At 67.9% G+C, this 16,817-nt stretch carries 15 protein-coding genes; 4 read left to right on the forward strand and 11 right to left on the reverse strand.

Annotation, left to right across the window (positions count from 1 at the left end; genetic code table 11):
* Window positions 1-25: 25 nt before the first annotated feature.
* Complete coding sequence (araD, locus tag VAR608DRAFT_RS03055) at window positions 26-1,753, reverse strand: L-arabinonate dehydratase (RefSeq protein WP_088952725.1); 1,728 nt, start codon at window positions 1,751-1,753, stop codon at window positions 26-28.
* A gap of 92 nt (window positions 1,754-1,845) precedes the next feature.
* Here araD and VAR608DRAFT_RS03060 point away from each other — a divergent pair, with 92 nt between their 5' ends.
* Complete coding sequence (locus tag VAR608DRAFT_RS03060) at window positions 1,846-2,553, forward strand: GntR family transcriptional regulator (protein ID WP_088952726.1); 708 nt, start codon at window positions 1,846-1,848, stop codon at window positions 2,551-2,553.
* A gap of 131 nt (window positions 2,554-2,684) precedes the next feature.
* On the opposite strand, the gene VAR608DRAFT_RS03065 is transcribed toward VAR608DRAFT_RS03060, so the two are convergent.
* The 3 genes from VAR608DRAFT_RS03065 to VAR608DRAFT_RS03075 form a co-directional block, all read right to left on the reverse strand.
* The gene (locus VAR608DRAFT_RS03065) at window positions 2,685-3,044 is read right to left on the reverse strand and encodes a hypothetical protein (RefSeq protein ID WP_088952727.1); all 360 of its coding nucleotides are present in this window, start codon (window positions 3,042-3,044) and stop codon (window positions 2,685-2,687) included.
* A 108-nt stretch (window positions 3,045-3,152) separates the two neighbouring features.
* Window positions 3,153-3,977: a hypothetical protein gene (locus VAR608DRAFT_RS03070; protein WP_088952728.1), complete on the reverse strand. Its 825-nt coding sequence runs from the start codon at window positions 3,975-3,977 to the stop codon at window positions 3,153-3,155.
* Between the two features lie 306 nt (window positions 3,978-4,283).
* Entirely contained in the window at window positions 4,284-4,790 is a 507-nt protein-coding gene (locus VAR608DRAFT_RS03075) for a hypothetical protein (RefSeq protein ID WP_088952729.1), read from the reverse strand.
* Between the two features lie 306 nt (window positions 4,791-5,096).
* Between VAR608DRAFT_RS03075 and VAR608DRAFT_RS03080 the strand changes: the two genes are divergently transcribed.
* Window positions 5,097-5,708 (forward strand): response regulator transcription factor, encoded by a 612-nt coding sequence (locus VAR608DRAFT_RS03080; protein ID WP_088952730.1) that lies wholly within the window; start codon window positions 5,097-5,099, stop codon window positions 5,706-5,708.
* A 22-nt stretch (window positions 5,709-5,730) separates the two neighbouring features.
* Here VAR608DRAFT_RS03080 and VAR608DRAFT_RS03085 read toward each other — a convergent pair whose 3' ends face one another.
* The 7 genes from VAR608DRAFT_RS03085 to VAR608DRAFT_RS03115 all read right to left on the reverse strand — a co-directional run bounded on the left by VAR608DRAFT_RS03085 (window position 5,731) and on the right by VAR608DRAFT_RS03115 (window position 12,498).
* Window positions 5,731-6,450 (reverse strand): murein hydrolase activator EnvC family protein, encoded by a 720-nt coding sequence (locus VAR608DRAFT_RS03085; RefSeq protein ID WP_088952731.1) that lies wholly within the window; start codon window positions 6,448-6,450, stop codon window positions 5,731-5,733.
* Between the two features lie 37 nt (window positions 6,451-6,487).
* Complete coding sequence (locus VAR608DRAFT_RS03090) at window positions 6,488-7,135, reverse strand: hypothetical protein (protein WP_088952732.1); 648 nt, start codon at window positions 7,133-7,135, stop codon at window positions 6,488-6,490.
* Window positions 7,136-7,738: 603 nt separating this feature from the next.
* The gene (locus VAR608DRAFT_RS03095) at window positions 7,739-8,425 is read right to left on the reverse strand and encodes a GntR family transcriptional regulator (RefSeq protein ID WP_088952733.1); all 687 of its coding nucleotides are present in this window, start codon (window positions 8,423-8,425) and stop codon (window positions 7,739-7,741) included.
* Between the two features lie 67 nt (window positions 8,426-8,492).
* Window positions 8,493-9,947 carry a dihydropyrimidinase gene (gene hydA / locus VAR608DRAFT_RS03100; RefSeq protein ID WP_088952734.1) on the reverse strand — a complete coding sequence of 485 codons (1,455 nt, stop codon included), beginning with the start codon at window positions 9,945-9,947 and terminating at the stop codon, window positions 8,493-8,495.
* A gap of 10 nt (window positions 9,948-9,957) precedes the next feature.
* Window positions 9,958-10,680 carry an amino acid ABC transporter permease gene (locus VAR608DRAFT_RS03105; RefSeq protein ID WP_088952735.1) on the reverse strand — a complete coding sequence of 241 codons (723 nt, stop codon included), beginning with the start codon at window positions 10,678-10,680 and terminating at the stop codon, window positions 9,958-9,960.
* Window positions 10,681-10,712: 32 nt separating this feature from the next.
* Window positions 10,713-11,543 carry an ABC transporter substrate-binding protein gene (locus tag VAR608DRAFT_RS03110; RefSeq protein WP_088952736.1) on the reverse strand — a complete coding sequence of 277 codons (831 nt, stop codon included), beginning with the start codon at window positions 11,541-11,543 and terminating at the stop codon, window positions 10,713-10,715.
* A 58-nt stretch (window positions 11,544-11,601) separates the two neighbouring features.
* Window positions 11,602-12,498 carry a dihydrodipicolinate synthase family protein gene (locus VAR608DRAFT_RS03115; protein ID WP_088952737.1) on the reverse strand — a complete coding sequence of 299 codons (897 nt, stop codon included), beginning with the start codon at window positions 12,496-12,498 and terminating at the stop codon, window positions 11,602-11,604.
* Window positions 12,499-12,603: 105 nt separating this feature from the next.
* Here VAR608DRAFT_RS03115 and VAR608DRAFT_RS03120 point away from each other — a divergent pair, with 105 nt between their 5' ends.
* Together VAR608DRAFT_RS03120 and VAR608DRAFT_RS03125 are read left to right on the forward strand one after the other, a co-directional pair.
* Window positions 12,604-15,552 carry an FAD-dependent oxidoreductase gene (locus tag VAR608DRAFT_RS03120; protein WP_088952738.1) on the forward strand — a complete coding sequence of 983 codons (2,949 nt, stop codon included), beginning with the start codon at window positions 12,604-12,606 and terminating at the stop codon, window positions 15,550-15,552.
* A 5-nt stretch (window positions 15,553-15,557) separates the two neighbouring features.
* Window positions 15,558-16,808, forward strand: coding sequence for a M20/M25/M40 family metallo-hydrolase (locus tag VAR608DRAFT_RS03125; protein WP_088952739.1), 1,251 nt, complete (start codon window positions 15,558-15,560; stop codon window positions 16,806-16,808).
* The last annotated feature ends 9 nt before the right edge of the window (window positions 16,809-16,817 follow it).

Here is a 16,817-nt window from a genome sequence, read left to right on the forward strand (position 1 = left end):
TCTGGTCTCCGTGGCGTGTGTCGATTCAGAAGATGTCGGGCTCGGGCACCGGCTTGCCGAAGCCGGTCTCGAGGAAGTCGAAGTCGCAGCCGGCATCGGCCTGCAGGATGTGGCGCCCGAACATCCAGCCGTAGCCGCGTTCGTAGCGCGGCGGCGGCGGCGTCCATGCGGCGCGGCGGTCGGCGAGCTCGGCGTCGCTGATCTCCAGGTGGATGCGCCTCGCCGGCACGTCGACGCTGATGCGGTCGCCGGTCTTGACCAGCGCGAGGGGTCCGCCGATGGCGGACTCGGGCGAGCAGTGCAGCAGGCAGCCGCCGTAGCTGGTCCCGCTCATGCGCGCGTCGCTCAGGCGCAGCATGTCCTTCACGCCCTGCTTGAGCAGCTTGGTCGGGATCGGAAGCATGCCCCACTCGGGCATGCCGGCGCCGCGCGGTCCGGCATTGCGCAGCACGAGGATGTCGTCGCCGGCGACGTCGAGCTCCGGATCGTCGACCGCCTTCTTGAGGCTCGGGTAGTCGTCGAAGACGATCGCGCGCCCGGTGTGCTGCAGCAGATGCGGCGCGCAGGCGCTGGGCTTGATCACGACGCCGTCGGGCGCGAGGTTGCCGCGCAGCACTGCGAGGGCGCCTTCGGCATAGATCGGGTTGTCGAGCGGGCGGATGACGTCGTCGTGGTAGACCTCGGCGCCCGCGATGTTCTCGCCGAGCGTGCGGCCGTTGACCGTCATCGCATCGGTACGCAAGTGCCCGCGGATGCGTTCCAGCATCGCGGGCAGGCCGCCTGCATAGAAGAAGTCCTCCATCAGGTAGGCATCGCCGCTCGGCCGGATATTGGCAATGACCGGCACTTCGCGGCTCGCGGCGTCGAAGTCGGCCAGGCTCACCGGATGCCCTGCGCGACGCGACATCGCGATGAGATGGATGATCGCGTTGGTCGAGCAGCCCATCGCCATCGCGCAGGCGATGCCGTTCTCGAAGTTGGCGCGCGTCAGCATCTTCGCGGGCGTGAGGTCGTCCCACACCATCTCGACGATGCGGCGTCCGCAGTCGGCGCTCATGCGGATGTGGTTCGCATCTGCCGCGGGAATGCTCGATGAACCGGGCAACGCGAAGCCGACCGCCTCGGCGATGCCCATCATCGTCGCGGCGGTGCCCATGGTCATGCAGGTGCCGTGGCTGCGCGCGATGCCGGCTTCCATCTCGTGCCAGGCCTGGTCGGAGAGGCGCCCTGCCCTGCGCTCGTCCCAGTACTTGAAGGCATCCGAGCCGGAGCCGAGCACATGCCCGCGCCAGTTGCCGCGCAGCATCGGGCCGGCCGGCAGGTAGATGAAAGGAATGCCCATGCTGAGCGCGCCCATCGTGAGCCCCGGCGTGGTCTTGTCGCAGCCGCCCATGAGCACCGCGCCATCGACCGGGTGGCTGCGCAGCAGCTCTTCCGTCTCCATCGCGAGGAAGTTGCGATAAAGCATCGTGGTCGGCTTGACCATGCTTTCCGACAGCGAGATCGCCGGCAGCTCCAGCGGAAAGCCGCCCGCTTGCAGGATGCCGCGCTTGACGTCGTCGACGCGCTGCTTGAAGTGCGCGTGGCACTGGTTGGCGTCGCTCCAGGTGTTGACGATCGCGATCACCGGCTTGCCGGCCCAGTCGGCGGGGGCATAGCCCATCTGCATGACGCGCGAGCGGTGGCCGAAGGAGCGGAAGTCGTCCGGTGCGAACCACCGTGCGCTGCGCAGGGAATCGTAGGTGCGCTTCATGTTGGGAAAGCCGTTGGGGCCACGCCTCGTCTCGTTGGGGTGAAGAGATTAAAACACTAATATATTAGTACGTCAATGCGAGAATCCCGGCCATGAGCACGCTTCAGAAAGTCCGACTCGATCGCTCCCGGCACGCCGCGCCGCAGGTGCTTGAAAGGCTGCGCGACGCCATCCTTTCGCTCGAACTCGAGCCGGGCACCGTACTGGCCCGGCAGGAACTGGCCGAGCATTTCGGCGTCAGCCAGACGCCGGTGCGCGAAGCCCTGCTCCGCTTGAGCGAGGAAGGTCTGGTCGATGTCTTTCCGCAGCACGCCACGCTGGTCAGCCGCATCGATCTCGCGGCCGCGCGGCAGGCGCACTTCCTGCGGCGCTCGATCGAGTTGGAGATCGTTCATCAGCTCGCCGAAGAGGCGCCGCCGGGCCTGGTGCAGGACCTGGAGGCACAGATCGCGCGCCAGGCCGCGTTGGCCGCCGCGCAGCAATACGGCGACTTCGTCGAAGCCGACCGCAGGTTTCACCAACTGATGTACGAGGCTGCCGGCGTCGCCGGCCTCTGGGACACGGTGGCCCGCATGTCCGGCCACGTGGATCGCCTGCGGCGCCTGCACCTTCCCACTGCCGGGAAGACCGAAGCCATCCTGCGCGACCATCGCGCCATTGCGCAGGCCATCAAGCGCGGCGACGCGGCCGGCGCGCAGAAGGCGCTGCGCAAGCATCTCTCCGGAACGCTCAGCGCCGTCGCGGAAATCTGCGCGCGCTATCCCGACTACATCGAAGCCGAGGAAGCGCAGCCGGCGTAGTCCGCGGCATGGGGCGAACGACGGCGGAGTACGCGATCAGGGAGTTGTCTGGCTGGGTTCGCGCAGGCGCGTGAACCGGATGCGGCGCTCGCGCCGCGGGCGCGCGCATCGAGAAAAACCGCTGCGTTGCGTCAGGGCTTTTGACGCTCGGGCGCGTCGATGTTGCCACCGCGCGAGAGCTGGCCGGCCTGGTTGGCCTGGCCGGTCGCCGCGCGGCGCTTGGCGTGCGCGGCCTTGCGTTCTTCACGCGACGTCTTCGGCGCTGCTGCCGGCTGGGGCTGGCCTTCACCGATCTGCGGGCCGCGTGCGGCAGCGGAGCCCGACTCCTTGCGTTCGCCACGTGCCTCGGAGCGCTCGGCAGGCGTGGTCGGGGCAACCGGACGCGCCTTGGACTGGGCAGGATCGGCCTCGCCGCTGCTCGTTTGCGCAAAGGCGGTGGTCGCGATCATCGGGATCAGGGCCATACCGGCGGTCAGGAGAATCTTTCGCATGGGGACCTTTGTAGAAGTTGAATAGACCCACGGGGTGGGTGTCTGATCTTGCCAAGAGTCCCCATCCCTGTCCATCCGGAGCGTTGCGCCGCGCCGACTGGGCATCCCTCAGCCCATCAGGACCGGATTGCGGCGGCTTTCATCGATCCGGCGCTGCCGATTGGCTTGCCTGCACTCGGCATGCTGCGCCGCCCCCGGCTGTGCGCAGTTCTTGTTCACGCATACCGCACGCGCGATGAACGAATAGCTGCCGCACGCTGCGATCGGACTGCCCTGCCGGATGTGCGGGGCCGGGTGCGAAGGAACGGCACCCGGGACAGCCCGGGGCCGGGCCGGCGTGGCCTTCTGGATATCGCGATCGGCTTCAGTCGCCACGACGTCCGTGCCATCGGGAACCGCACCGGTCGCGGCCGGCTTCGGCTGCGCGCGCCGTACCTGTTCATCCTGCGGCGTTGCCGGCGGCGCGATCGATGCGCTCGCATTCGGGGCGGGGAACACCGTTTCGATGCTGGAGCGATCGGGCAGCCCGACCGGACCGGCATCGCTCACGCGCAGCCTGTTCCATGCGACGAAGGCGAGGAACATCAGCAGCGGCGGCACCAGGACGAGCAGCAGCACGCTGCGCAGTGCCTGGAGGTCCGAGAACTCGGGCTTGTCGGAAGACTTCGTGTGCGTCGCGGCCTTCTCGCCGGACTGCTCGTCGTCCGCCTCGTCCCTATCCAGGCCCGCGCCCTCGTCGGAAGGCAGGAGCGAGCCGCCGCAGGCGCGGCAACGCGTGGCCCCTCTGCGGTTGAGGGTCTGGCAGAAGCCGCATGTGGCAAAGACCGAATCCTTGGGGTGAAGCAGCATCTCGACCAGATCACCGAGCTGCGCGTAGGCGACGGACGGCGCCGCCGATGGCCAGATGGAATTCGCGGAGGTAACGAGCTGCATGCTGGACTCCTTTGCTTGCGGCCTCAGCCTCGACCCGCGCACGCCGCCGGTCGATGGCGGCCACGTGCGCGTCAAAACAACTCTTGTCGATGCAACACCAGGGCGTGCTTGTAAGACTGCGCCTGTATCAGCATGCCAAAAACACTGAAGCGGCGAACGCTACGAACCGTCACGCTGGTGTCGAAAAGCATCCGCTGCCGTTGCGAGGAAGGCGCAGGAATCGGCAGTCCAGGCCAGCCGGCTGGACATCATCGGGGAGCGAGGGGTTGATGCCGACCTCGACGTGCCGGCGGCCGCGGCCTGTGATCAGCGCGTCTTCAGCACCGTGAAGTCGAGATAGGCGGTCGGCGCGAAGCTCTCGCCTGCCTCCTCCGTCCCGCTGCGCCGCTCGGGCGCCGAGGGCACGAATTCCATGAAGTCGGTGGCCGGGAAGGCGACATCGTAGCGCGCCTGTGCGCGCTGCTGCGCCTGGCGCTCGCGCGACTTCTCGCGCAGGCGGGCGAGGTCGGCACGCACCTCGGCGAGCGTGCGCATGGGCTTTTCTTCAGGAGCTTGCACCTTGGCTGGCGGCGCAGCGACGACGGGCTGTTCGACGGCGGGCAGCGCCTGCCGCGCTACCACCACCGACGCGGGCTTCTCCACCTGCCGGGCCTTGACGGGCACCACGGCCAGCGCAGGCGATGCGACCGGTTGCAGAGGCCGCACCGCCGGGCGCCGGGCCGGCTTGGGCTTCGCGAACACAGGCCTGTTGAGGAAAGCCATGATTTCCTTGAAGTGGCGCTGGAACGTTCCGAAAGGCTGGGATGCTTCCATGGTGGCGTGCGGTCCGGGAGTTTCGGGCGATTGTGCTGTTACACAGACTGAATGCAAATGAGTTACAGGATCTCGCGCACCTCGATCCGCGCAAAAATGCACGGACCTTCGGGTCAATTCCCCCTTTTCGCTTTAGTCATTAGTTTTAATTTCCGAATTTGCACTGAAGCAGTCCGCTAAATCTTCGTGAAATACGTCGCGGGCACACTACGTGCTGCCTCGAGCGGCATGCCATTGCCGATCCGGGCATGCGAGTATTCAAATCTGAAATTTCCTGCGTCGGGCTGCGAACCGAAGAAATCCCTCATGAGCATTTACGTCATCGATGACCACCCCCTGATGCGCGACGCCGTCTCGATGGTGCTGCGGCGCGTCCGTCCTGCCGCCAACATCGTCGAGCTCGATCGCCTTTCGAGGCTCCCGAGCGCCATCGGCAAGCACGGCGCCCCGACCCTGTTCTGCCTCGACCTGAACCTTCCGGACGCCAGCGGCTGCTCGGGCGTCGTCACGCTCAAAGAAGAGTTTTCGGATGTTCCGCTCGCGGTCTACTCCGCGTCGCCGGCGGAAGACATGGAGCAGCTCTGCCTCGCGAGCGGCGCCGACGTCTACATCGACAAGGCCACCGGCTCGTCGAAGCTCGCCGATTCGCTGCGCGCCCTGCTCTCGGAGGACACCGACAGCGACGGCGACGAAGCCGAAGTCGCCGAGGGCGCCTCGGCCGGCAAGCTGACCCGCCGGCAGGTGCAACTCGTCGAGTGCATCGCGCGCGGTTACGGCAATCGCGAGATCGCCGAACACCTGCAGGTCAGCGAGCACACGATCAAGGTCCACATGTACCGCCTGTTCAAGCGCATCGGCGTCACGAGCCGCACGCAGGCGCTGCACTACGCGCGGACCCACGGCCTGCTCAAGCATTGAGGCCCCGAGGGCCGCACGGCCCTCAAGGCGCCGGCGGCTGCGCCTTGAGGTAGGGCATCGGATCGACCGCATTGCCCTTGCGCCGGATCTCGAAGTGAAGCTGGGTGGCATTCGAATCCGAGCTGCCCATCTCGGCGATCTGCTGGCCGGGCTTCACCTGCTCGTTCTCGCGCACGAGGATCTTGCGGTTGTGCGCGTAGGCCGTGATGAACTCGTCGTCGTGTTTCACCATCACGAGGTTGCCCCAGCCGCGAAGCTTCGAGCCCACATACACGACGCGACCGCCGGCCGCCGCGACGACCGGGTCGCCCGCATTGCCGCGAATGTCGATGCCCTTGTTGGTGCCGCCGTTGAAGCGCCCGGTGACCTGTCCCGAAGCCGGCCAGAGGAAGGTCCCCGCCGCTCTGCCCGGCGACGGCGAAGCCGCGACCCTGGGCTCTTTCGAAGTGCCGGATTTGCCTGCGGCCGCGGACCGGGCCGCACTGCTCTTTCGTTTCGGATCGGACTGCTTCGCGCGCGGCTTCGGGGTCTCGGCGTCCGCCGAGGCGTCGGCCTTTGCGGCCTGTGGCTCCGCGCGCGAACGCGGAGGCTCCTTCGGCGACGTGCCGCACGCCACGACCAGCGTGCAGATCAACGCGCCGAAGCCGGCGCGAAGACCCGAAGCGACGTTTGAACGGTTGAGGATATGGGCGAACTGACCCGTGCGGGTCGATGGCCGGATGGCCCGAACTCTCTCTTGCATGTCACGCTACTGTACCGGCCCGCGCGATCGGCACGGTTCAGGTTTCACGCTTCGTGTCGGACGGCGGCCTGGCGGCCTTCGCCGCCGCATCCGCGCGGACCCAGTAGAACTCCTTGCGCACGGTCGCCGGGCCCACGCGCAAGGTGCGGCGCGATGCCGCAGGCGGTGTGGAGCGAATCACCCCCGCAGCCTCGCAATAAAGGGGCAGGCCCGCCGGCGTGCGGCGATGCGCTTCGAGCAGTTCGCGCAGCGGCACGCGGATGCTTTCGATCGATCGCGGCGACGAGCGCACCCTCACGAATTCGCGCGTGACGATCAGCTTGCTCGCGGCCTGGAACTCGTCAGAGTCCCTCTCGCCGAGCGTCTTCCACGTGGCCTCGATGGCCGGCGCCATCATCACCGAGTCGGGCGTCGGATAGCCGCGAAGCTGTGCGCTGTTCGCTGCGGCAAGGCAGGCCAACACATGCGGCGTGAGCTCGATGGTGACGGATCCCGGCCCCGTGGCGCCGTCCGCGCGGACTTCGATGACCGCCTTTCGCGCCGTGCTGCGCGCCCGCTCGGCATGCATGGCGCGCGCCCTGCGCCGCCGGGCCCTGACCTGCGCGAAAGCCGCAAGCCCTGCCATCGGCGTGGCGGCCGCGACGAACTTGATGGCGAAGAGTTCGTGTCCTGAAAGGATTACCAAGAGGCCCCCGGGCAGTCGAAGCGGTGGGCCGCAGAAGAGAAGTCGGACATCGGGGAGGTGGCGCGTTCGCAAGTCGTCGTACGCAGATTTACCAGAGATACGGTCATTTTTGACCCAATGAGGTGATCGCCAAGTGGGCGCAGTATCGCTGAGGGCCAGCAGGCCCTCAACAGGGCTACGCCCTACGCGCCTTGCCGCGCAGCGAGTGAGGCCGGCAAGATCCAAGAGCCGCCGTCACGTTGTGGGCAAGCGAGCTTGCTGTGTTGAGCGTCGCCGTGCCTCGGGCTCTCGTACCGAGCGCAAGGCAGGTGAACAGATGATTGGTAGCGATGACTTCAGGCAAGACCCGCACGGGTGGGCGCCCAAGGCCAGAGGACGATTCCGCACATCGCAGCCTGAACGCCGTGAGTTCAAAGCCGCCCCCGAGCACATCTCGCAGCAACCGCGAGGCTGCGCCCATCGCTCGCTCGATAAGAATCGCTGCAGGGCCGGCGCCAGGTCGTCCGGCGGCTCGAGGCAGAGTTCATCGAGTGTGCCGATCCGGCGGTGACGTTCGTGCCTCGCTGGCGATGCGAAACGCAAGCGCTGGAAATAGCGGTTGAGCTATTCCAGGAGTGCGCGGCGCACGTCCTCCTGCAGGCTCCGCAGGTGGGTGCGCATGGCCCCGCGTGCCCGCTCCGGATCACGGGCGCGCAAGGCCTCGACAATCATGCCGTGCTCGTCATGGTTCTCGCGCTGCCTGTGCAAGGGGCTGTGCAGGCGGAAGAGCCGCGCGTTCACACGCAGTTCCTCAACCAGCCGCGGGAACACCACGTTGCCACTGGCGTTGGCAATCACCGAGTGGAAGCGGTCGTCGAAATGGAAGTGTTCGATCTCGCTGTGCTCGCCGGAATGCAGCGCCCGGATGTCCCTCTCCAGCTCGTCGATCTGCGCGTCCGTGATCTTGGCCACGGCGAGCGCAATGCACTCGCATTCAATGACCTCGCGCGCCCGCATGCAGTCGAAATACTCCTTGGTCCCCAGGGCGCGAACCGCATAGGAGCGCGCGTCGCGGCGCACCAGAAGCCCTTCGCCGGCCAAGCGCACCAGGGCCTCGCGCATGGGCGTGCGGGAGATGCGCAACTCCTCGGCCAGCCGCGCCTCCTGCAGGGGACTGCCTGCCGATATCTGGCGATCCAGGATCAGCGTGCGCAACCGGTCGTAGGCCTGCTCTGCAAGGCTGGCCGATCGCACCTCCAGCGGCGCGATGGTGATGGTGGCGGGTTGCGCCGGACTGGGAAGGCTTGGCATGCGAAGGTAAGCGAAGGGACGAGAGCGGCAAAAGCTTATCAGGCCCGCGCGGCGCCTACGGCCGTCATCACAGCCATTTCTGCAGCGGATTGCCCGCATTGGGGGGGCGCGGCCGCAGGCAAGGCAGAAATGCGCCGCTGCCGGGCGCCGCCTGGAACTCGCCGTCCTTCCAGACGATACGCCCGCGCGACACGGTCACGCCCGGCCAGGCCCGCAGCTTCATGCCCTCGTAGGGCGTGTAGTCGGCTGCGTGGTGGAGCATCGAGTTGTCGATGGTCCTTTCCTCACCATCGGGGAACACGTCCCAGATCACCAGGTCGGCGTCGCTGCCCACCGCGATCGTGCCCTTGCGCGGGTAGAGTCCATACAGGCGCGCCGCATTGGTGGCGGTGAGCTCGACAAAGCGGTGCACATCGATGCGGCCAGCGAGCACGCCTTCGCTCATCAGCAGCGGCAGCCGGGTTTCCACGCCGGGGATGCCGTTGGGGATGCGGTCGAAGGAGGCATCCTTGCCGGCCACCCGCTTGCCATCGGGTCCGTTCATGTTGAAGGGCGCATGGTCGGACGAGACGATGGTGAACAGGCCACTGGCGAGCCCGTTCCAGATGAAGGGCTGGTTCGCCTTGTCGCGCGGCGGCGGGCTGCAGATGCAGCGCGCGCCGTGCATCGGATCCTCGTGGTCGATGCCCAGGTCCTCGGCGCTCAGGAAGAGGTACTGCGGGCAGGTCTCTGCATGGATGGACAGGCCACGACCGCGCGCCCAATGGATCTGCTCCACCGCCTCGCGCCCGGACACGTGGACGATCAGGATGGGCGTGTCCACGAGTTCCGCCAGCGCGATCGCGCGATGCGTCGCCTCGCGCTCCACCGCCATGGGCCGAGAGCTCGCGTGGTAGCGCGGCGCGGTGAGGCCGGCGTCGAGCAACTGCTCGGTGAGCCATGCGATGCAATCGCTGTTCTCCGCGTGGATCATGGTCATTGCCCCGTGCTTGCGCGCGGCGGCCAGGACCTCGATGACCTGCCGGTCGTTCAGCTTCATGTCGTCGTACGTCATGTAGATCTTGAAGGAGGTGTAGCCCTTCTCGATCAACGACGGCAGTTCGCGCTGGGTGACGTCGCGCGTGGCGTCCGACACGATCAGATGGAACGCATAGTCGATCACCGCCTTGCCTTCCGCGCGGCGGTGGTAGTCGTCCACCGCCTCATGGAGGCTGTGGCCGCGCTGCTGCGCGGCGAATGGCAGCACCGTGGTCGTGCCGCCGCAGGCCGCCGAGCGGGTGCCGGTGTAGAAGTCGTCGGCAAAGCGCGACCCGTCGCTGGTGGGCTGGTCGAAGTGGCAGTGGCCATCGACGCCGCCGGGCGTCACCAGCCGGCCGCCGGCATCGAGTTCGCGCTCCGCCTGGCCTTCGAGGCCCTGGGCAATGGCGCAGATGCGCCCGTCGCGCACGCCGATGTCGGCACGGTAGCGGTCGCCGACTGTAGCGATGTCCGCGTTGCGGATGATCAGGTCGTAGCTGCTCATGGCCAATCCTTCATCGCTGCTCGAGCGCGGTCTCGATCGGCGCGGAAACCGGCTCGCTGGAGCTTCCGTAGGCACGGCCGTAGTGGCGCTCGATGCGCCGCTGGACGAAGTCCCAGGCACTGGTCATCAGCAAGTAGTAGACGGCAGCGACAAGGAAGAGCTCGAGCACCATGAACTTTTCCTGGATCAGCACCTGCGTGCGCCGCAGCAGCTCTTCCATCGAGATCACCGAAGTGATGGAGGTGGTCTTGAGCAGCCCGTTGATGCTGTTGCCCAGCGTCGGCACGATCAGTCGCATGGCCTGCGGCAGGATGATGTAGCGCATGGTCTGGGCACTGCTGAAGCCCACCGCGCGGGCCGCGTTGGTCTGGCCGACCGGTATCGACTGGATGCCGGCGCGGATGATCTCCGCCAGGTAGGCGGCTTCGTTGAGGATCAGCCCCAGCAGCGCCGACTCGATCACCGACAGCTTCACGCCCAGCTGGGGCAGGCCGGTGTAGATGATGATGAGCTGCACCAGGAGCGGCGTGCCGCGGAACACCCAGATGTAGAAGTGCGCCGGCCCCGAGAGCCATCGATGGCTGGACAGGCGGGCCAGCGCGAGCGCGCAGCCGACTACCAGCCCGCCCGCGATGGCCGCCAGCGTGAGCCACAGCGTGGTCACGGCGCCGCTCAGCAGATAGGGGTTGAACAGGTAGTCGGCGAACCCCGACCAGCTCCAGCCTTGTCCCATGGAAACTCCTGGCGATGCGGATGGCGGGGCGCTCAGCCCGCCGGGCCTTTCACGGCGACGGCGCCGTCGATGGCCTTGACGCCGTACTGGTCGAACAGCTTCTGGAAGCTGCCATCGGCCTTCATGTCGTTGAGCACCTTGGCCATGGCGTCGGCGAGCTCACGGTTCTTGGTGGCCAGCGCGACGGGCGTCGGGAAGAGGCCGTGCAGCACACGCTCGAACTCGCCGCGCTTCTGGTATTCGGCGCCGGTGGAGTCGATCGAGAGCGCCACATCGACCTGCCCCGCGCGCAGCGCCTGGAAGGCCATCGCGAAGTTCTCGAAGGTGCGGATGGTCAGCCCCTTCAGGCCCTTGTCGGTGAGCTGCTTGTCGAGCTCTCGCGCCTTGCGCTCCTCGAAGCCGCCGATCTCCACGCCGATGCTCTTGCCCGACAGGTCCTCCGGCTTGGCGATCTTCAGCGGGTTGCCGCGCGTGGTGCTGATGCTGATGGCCTGGTCTTCGTAGATCAGCATTTGCATGAGCTTGGCGCGCTCCTCGGTGTAGAAGATGCCGGTGTTGATCACGTCCCAGCGGCCGGCCTGAAGGCCCGGGATCATGGCCGAGAACTCGATGCGCACGTACTCGGGCGTGAGGCACAGGCGCTTGGCGATGGCCTCGCCCAACTCGACCCGCATGCCCTTGAGCGCACCGGTCTGGTCGACGAACTGCATCGGCGGCAAGGTCGGATTGACGGACATCACGAGCGTGCCCTTCTTGACCAGCGCTGAATCGGGCACCGGCGACTTGCAGGCCTGCGCCTGCGCGCTGCCTGCGCCAAGGAGGAAGAGGACCGAGGCCGACGCCAGGGCGGGGAGCAGTTTCATGGTGAGTCCTTCGGGGAAGTGAACGAGGCGGCGAGAGGGAAGCGAAAGGTTCTGGGGCCTAGGCGCGGATCGAGTCGATCAGCTCCAGGCGCTCGAGCTCGCGGCGCAGGTCGGCCGCATCGGCATCGGGCAGCGGCAGGCGCGGCGCGCGCGGCTTGCCCACCGGCAGGCCCATCATCGACAGGCCGTCCTTGGAGGCGGCCACGTAGCGGTGGCCGCCGACCCAGCGGACGATCGGCAGCATCTTCTTGTAGAGCGCGAGCGCCGCGGGCATGTCGTGCTCGTCGGCGACCAGCTCGAACAGGCGCGCCGACATCTTCGGGATGAGGTTCGAGCACACGGCCACCCAGCCCTGCGCGCCGAGCCAGAAGGATTCGTAACCGAGGATGCCGGCGAAGACCGTCATGCGGTCGCCGCACAGCTCGATGATGTCGCGCACCCGTGTCACTTCGAGTGTCGACTCCTTGATGTAGCGGCAGTTGTCGATGCGCGAGAGGCGCGCGACCAGCTCGGGTTGCAGGTCCACGTTGGCCGTTGCGGGGTTGTTGTAGACCATGATCGGGATGCCGATGGCCTCGCCTACCTTGCGATAGTGCTCGAACAACTCGTCTTCGGTGGGCGTGCTGTAGAAGGGCGGAATGATCATCACGCCGTCGGCCCCCATGGCCTCGGCTTCGCGGCTCAGCCGCACGCATTCGTCGGTCCACTCCGCGCCCGTGCCGATCAGCACGGGCACGCGTTTTGCGGCGGTATCGATACAGGTTTCGATCACCCGTTGGCGCTCCTCGGGCGTGAGCGACAGGAACTCTCCAGTGCTTCCCAAGGGGATCAGTCCGTGAATTCCCTCCCGGATCTGCCAATCGACCAGCTTCTTGAGCGCCGGCACGTCGACGTGCTTGCCGTCCGCGGTCATGGGGGTGATGAGCACCGTATAGGTGCCTCGGAACGCTGTCATCGGGCAGTCCTGGCTGAAAAATGGGATGGCGATTGGTTCGGTATACGTGTAGTATACGTATACATTCAAACCCGTCAACGATCTTTTCTTGTCGTTTTTCAGCCCATGCGCGCCCGACTCACGCACCCATCGATCGCCGCCAGCGGACGACCCATCCGCTTCTGGTACGACGGCCAGCCGGTGGACGGACTGGACGGCGAGACCATTGCGGCGTCGCTTGCCGCCGCGGGCATCCGGCAGATGCGCCACACGCGCAGCGGCGAACGGCGCGGCCTCTACTGCGGGATGGGCGCCTGCTTCGATTGCCTGGTGACGGTGGACGGGCGCGCCAGCCAGCGCGCCTGCCTGACCAAGGCCGCCGAGGGCCTGCAGGTCCGCTCGGCCATGCCGGCCGGAACGGCGACCGACCCGCTGCGCCCGTTGACGCCGGACGCGGGAACAGAGCCCAGCCGGCAGGACGTGGACGTCCTGGTGGTGGGGGCGGGCCCGGCCGGGCTTTCCGCGGCGCTCGCCGCGGCTCGCTCGGGGGCGAAGGTGCTGCTGCTGGACGAACGTCCGCAGCCCGGTGGCCAGTTCTACAAGCCGCTGGCACCTTCGCACGAGGCGACCGGGCCCCTCGATCGCCAGTTCGCCGCCGGCCTGGCGCTGGAATATCAGGTGCGGCAGGCCGGCGTGCGCATCGAGCAAGGCGCCCAGGTCTGGGCGGCCTTCTCGCCGCGCGAGATCGGCGCACTCGTCGACGGCCGCGCACACGTCATCGGCTGCAGCCAGTTGGTCATCGCCCCGGGCGCCTACGAACGCCCGGTGCCCTTCCCCGGCTGGACGCTGCCGGGCGTCATGACCACGGGGGCCGGCCAGACATTGGCGCGGGCCTATCGCGTCGCCCCTGGCCAGCGGGTGCTGGTCGCGGGCAATGGCCCGCTGAACCTGCAGCTGGCCGCCGAGCTGCTGGCGGGCGGCGCGCAGGTGGTGGCGGTCCTGGAGTCGGCACCGCGGCCCACGGCGCGGCAATGGCGGGCCATGTTGACGGCGGCACGCACCGCGCCCGACCTGCTGCGCGACGGCCATCGCTACCTGCGCCAGCTTCGCGCCCGTGGCGTGCCGGTGCTGTGGGGCTGCGCCGTGACCCGCGCCGAAGGCCACGACGGCGTGGAGTGCGTGCATGCAGCGCTGCTCGATGCACACGGCCGCCCCTTGCCTTCCGGCACCCGGCGTTTCGATGTCGACACGCTGTGCCTGGGCTACGGCTTCATTCCCTCTACCGAGCTGGCACGCATGCTCGGCTGCGAGCACCGGCTGGCGCAGCGCCACCTTGGCTACCTCGCCACCGTCACGCAGGATGATGGCGCCAGCAGCCTGCCAGGCGTCTATGTGGTGGGCGACGGGGCCGACATGGGCGGCTCGCGCGTGGCCCTGGCACGCGGGACGCTCGCCGGCACGGCGGCCGCGCGCAACCTGGGGCGACGCGCACCCGAACCCACCGAGGCGGTGGCGCTGCTGCGGCGCGCCTCGAGCTTCCAGCAGGCGCTTTGGACGATCTACCAGGCGCCGCCGGTGTCGCTTTCCTGCATGTCGGACGAAACGGTGCTCTGTCGCTGCGAGGAGATCTCCTTCGGCTCGGTGCGCGAGCAGATCCGTGCGGGTCGCGACACGCTGGCCGCACTCAAGCGCAACACGCGGCTGGGCATGGGGCGCTGCCAGGGCCGCTACTGTGCGGTCACCGCCGCGCGGCTGGTGGGCGAGATGACCGGGCAACCGCCCGGCGTGGAGCAGTACCTTGCCCCCCGCCCGCCGGCCAAGCCAGTCCCGGCCGGCGCGCTGGGCTTCGAGAAGCCCGAATGGGGTGGCCACAGGCCGGCCATCACGCCCAACCTGGCGCGGCCAGTCTCGGTGCCCCCCCTGGAAAGCAACCTGCAGACCGAGGTGCTGGTGATCGGCGCCGGCGTGCTTGGCTCCTGCCTGGGCTACTACCTCTCTCAAGCGGGCATGGATGTGACGGTGGTCGACCGCGACGACCTCAACCTGCAGGCCTCCGGCGCCAACGCGGGAAGCCTTCACGTGCAGCTGCTGTCCTTCGACTTTGGCTCGCGCGCGCAGGAAGGCGGCGGTCCCGCCGCAGCCACGCTGCCCCTGGGTCCGATGTCCGTGCGCCTGTGGCAACAGATCGAGGACGACTGCGGCGAGGACCTGGAAATCAAGATCACAGGCGGCCTCATGGTCGCCGACAGCGATGAAGGCATGCGCTTCCTGCAGGCCAAGGCAGCACTGGAGCGCAGCCACGGCATCGACGCGCAAGTCATCGACGGTGCCGAGCTGCGGCGTCTCGCGCCCGCTCTGTCCGCCCAGCTCCTCGGCGCGGAGCTATGCCCCTTGGAAGGCAAGATCAACCCGCTGCGCGCCACCTACGCCGTGGCCCGCCGCGCGCAGGAGCAAGGCGCCCGTATGCTGCGCGGCTGCGACGTGCAGGTCATCGAGCGGCTGCCGGGCAACGCTGCCGGCTTCAATGTACGCACTTCGCGCGGCACCATCCGCGCCGGGCGCGTTATCAACGCGAGCGGCGCGTGGTCCAGCACCGTGGGCGACATGCTGGGTGTGAAGATCCCGGTCAAGGGCGCGCCCCTGCAGATGATCGTGACCGAGCCGGCGCCGGCCTTGGTCGATCATCTGATCGCGCATGCCAATCGGCACTTGAGCCTCAAGCAGGCGGCGAGCGGCGCGCTGCTGGTCGGCGGCGGCTGGACCGCGGCCTTCGATGAGTCCATGCGTCTCAACCGCGCCGAGCGCGCGAGCATCGAGGGCAACCTCTGGGTGGCCCGCCAGGTGCTGCCCGCCATCGCCGGCCTGCACATCGTGCGCTGCTGGGCGGGCATGAACGTGAACATCGACGGCGCGCCGATCCTGGGCGAAGTGCCGGGCCTGCCCGGCTTCTACAACGCCGTCACATCCAACGGCTACACGCTCGCGCCGATCACCGCGCGTCTCGTGACGGACCTCATCACACGCGGGCGCACCGAGATCGACATCACGCCCTTCCTGATCGACCGTTTCCTCTGAAAGCCATGACCGACACCTCCGCCGCAAAGGCCATCCTGCGCCAATTCATCGAAGCGCATTTCGACGAGCAGGTTCAGACCCTCGCCCGCCTGGTGCAATGCCCGTCCGACAACCCACCGGGCGACTGCGCACCGCATGCCAATCTCACAGCCGGCCTGCTCGGGGCCATGGGCTTCGAGGTCGAGCGCCATCCCGTGCCGCCGGAAGTGGCTGCGCAGCACGGCATGCGCAGCGTACTCAACCTGATCGTGCGCGAACGCTTCGGCGAAGGCGGACCTGTCGTGGCGCTCAATGCCCACGGCGACGTGGTGCCCCCCGGCGAGGGCTGGAGCACCGACCCTTACGGCGGCGAAGTGCGGGACGGCTGGCTCTACGGCCGTGGCGCCGCGGTGTCGAAGTCCGACTTCACCACCTACGCCTTCGCAATGCGTGCGCTCAAGCAAGCTGCCGCCGAAGGCGTGCCCCTGTCGGGCAGCCTCGAGCTGCACCTGACCTACGACGAGGAAACCGGCGGCATGACCGGTCCGGGCTGGATCCTGTCCCAAGGCCTGAGCCGGCCCGACTATGTGCTGTCCGCCGCCTTTTCACACCATGTGGTGGTCGCGCACAACGGCTGCCTGCATCTGGAGGTGACGCTGCGAGGCAAGTCCGCGCACGCGGCGCGCCCCGACACCGGCCATGACGCGATAGAGGCCGCCGCCACGCTGCTGCCCGCCCTGTACCGCCACCGCGACGCGCTGGCCGGTCGGCCCTCGCAGACGCCGGGCATCACGCATCCGACCTTGGTGGTCGGCCTGATCGAAGGCGGGATCAACACCAACGTCGTGGCCGACCGCCTCAGCCTGCGCATCGACCGGCGCATCGTGCCAGAGGAATCGCCCGAGGCTGTGGAAGCCGAGCTGCATGAAGTCATCGAGTCGGCCTGCCGCGGCCTGCCGGGCATCACCGTCGACATCCGCCGCATCCTGCTGGCGCGGCCCTTTGCGCCGGCACCCGGCGCGGCGGAACTGGCCGAGCTCATGTGCAGCGAAGCCAGCGCGGTGATGGGCAAGCAGGTCACGCCGATCGGTGTGCCGCTGTACACCGATGCGCGCCTGTACAGCGAGGCCGGCATTCCCACCGTGATGTACGGCGCCGGCCCCGAGTCGCTGCTCGAGGCAAACGGCCACCGGGCCGACGAGCGCGTTCCACTGGCCGAACTGCGGCAGGCCACGCAGGTCGTCGCCAACACCCTTCTCAGACTCTTGCAACGCTGAAGGCAGCCA

The sequence above is a fragment of the Variovorax sp. HW608 genome (genome assembly GCF_900090195.1).
In the GTDB taxonomy this organism is placed as follows: Bacteria; Pseudomonadota; Gammaproteobacteria; order Burkholderiales; family Burkholderiaceae_C; genus Variovorax.

Coding starts and splice junctions, on each gene's coding strand:
- VAR608DRAFT_RS03125 (WP_088952739.1), top strand. CDS start 15,558: ATGACCGACACCTCCGCCGCAAAGGCCATCCTGCGCCAATTCATCGAA.
- VAR608DRAFT_RS03095 (WP_088952733.1), bottom strand. CDS start 8,425: ATGCCAAGCCTTCCCAGTCCGGCGCAACCCGCCACCATCACCATCGCG.
- araD (WP_088952725.1), bottom strand. CDS start 1,753: ATGAAGCGCACCTACGATTCCCTGCGCAGCGCACGGTGGTTCGCACCG.
- VAR608DRAFT_RS03070 (WP_088952728.1), bottom strand. CDS start 3,977: ATGCAGCTCGTTACCTCCGCGAATTCCATCTGGCCATCGGCGGCGCCG.
- VAR608DRAFT_RS03105 (WP_088952735.1), bottom strand. CDS start 10,680: ATGGGACAAGGCTGGAGCTGGTCGGGGTTCGCCGACTACCTGTTCAAC.
- VAR608DRAFT_RS03110 (WP_088952736.1), bottom strand. CDS start 11,543: ATGAAACTGCTCCCCGCCCTGGCGTCGGCCTCGGTCCTCTTCCTCCTT.
- VAR608DRAFT_RS03060 (WP_088952726.1), top strand. CDS start 1,846: ATGAGCACGCTTCAGAAAGTCCGACTCGATCGCTCCCGGCACGCCGCG.
- VAR608DRAFT_RS03115 (WP_088952737.1), bottom strand. CDS start 12,498: ATGACAGCGTTCCGAGGCACCTATACGGTGCTCATCACCCCCATGACC.
- hydA (WP_088952734.1), bottom strand. CDS start 9,947: ATGAGCAGCTACGACCTGATCATCCGCAACGCGGACATCGCTACAGTC.
- VAR608DRAFT_RS03120 (WP_088952738.1), top strand. CDS start 12,604: ATGCGCGCCCGACTCACGCACCCATCGATCGCCGCCAGCGGACGACCC.
- VAR608DRAFT_RS03075 (WP_088952729.1), bottom strand. CDS start 4,790: ATGGAAGCATCCCAGCCTTTCGGAACGTTCCAGCGCCACTTCAAGGAA.
- VAR608DRAFT_RS03080 (WP_088952730.1), top strand. CDS start 5,097: ATGAGCATTTACGTCATCGATGACCACCCCCTGATGCGCGACGCCGTC.
- VAR608DRAFT_RS03085 (WP_088952731.1), bottom strand. CDS start 6,450: ATGCAAGAGAGAGTTCGGGCCATCCGGCCATCGACCCGCACGGGTCAG.
- VAR608DRAFT_RS03065 (WP_088952727.1), bottom strand. CDS start 3,044: ATGCGAAAGATTCTCCTGACCGCCGGTATGGCCCTGATCCCGATGATC.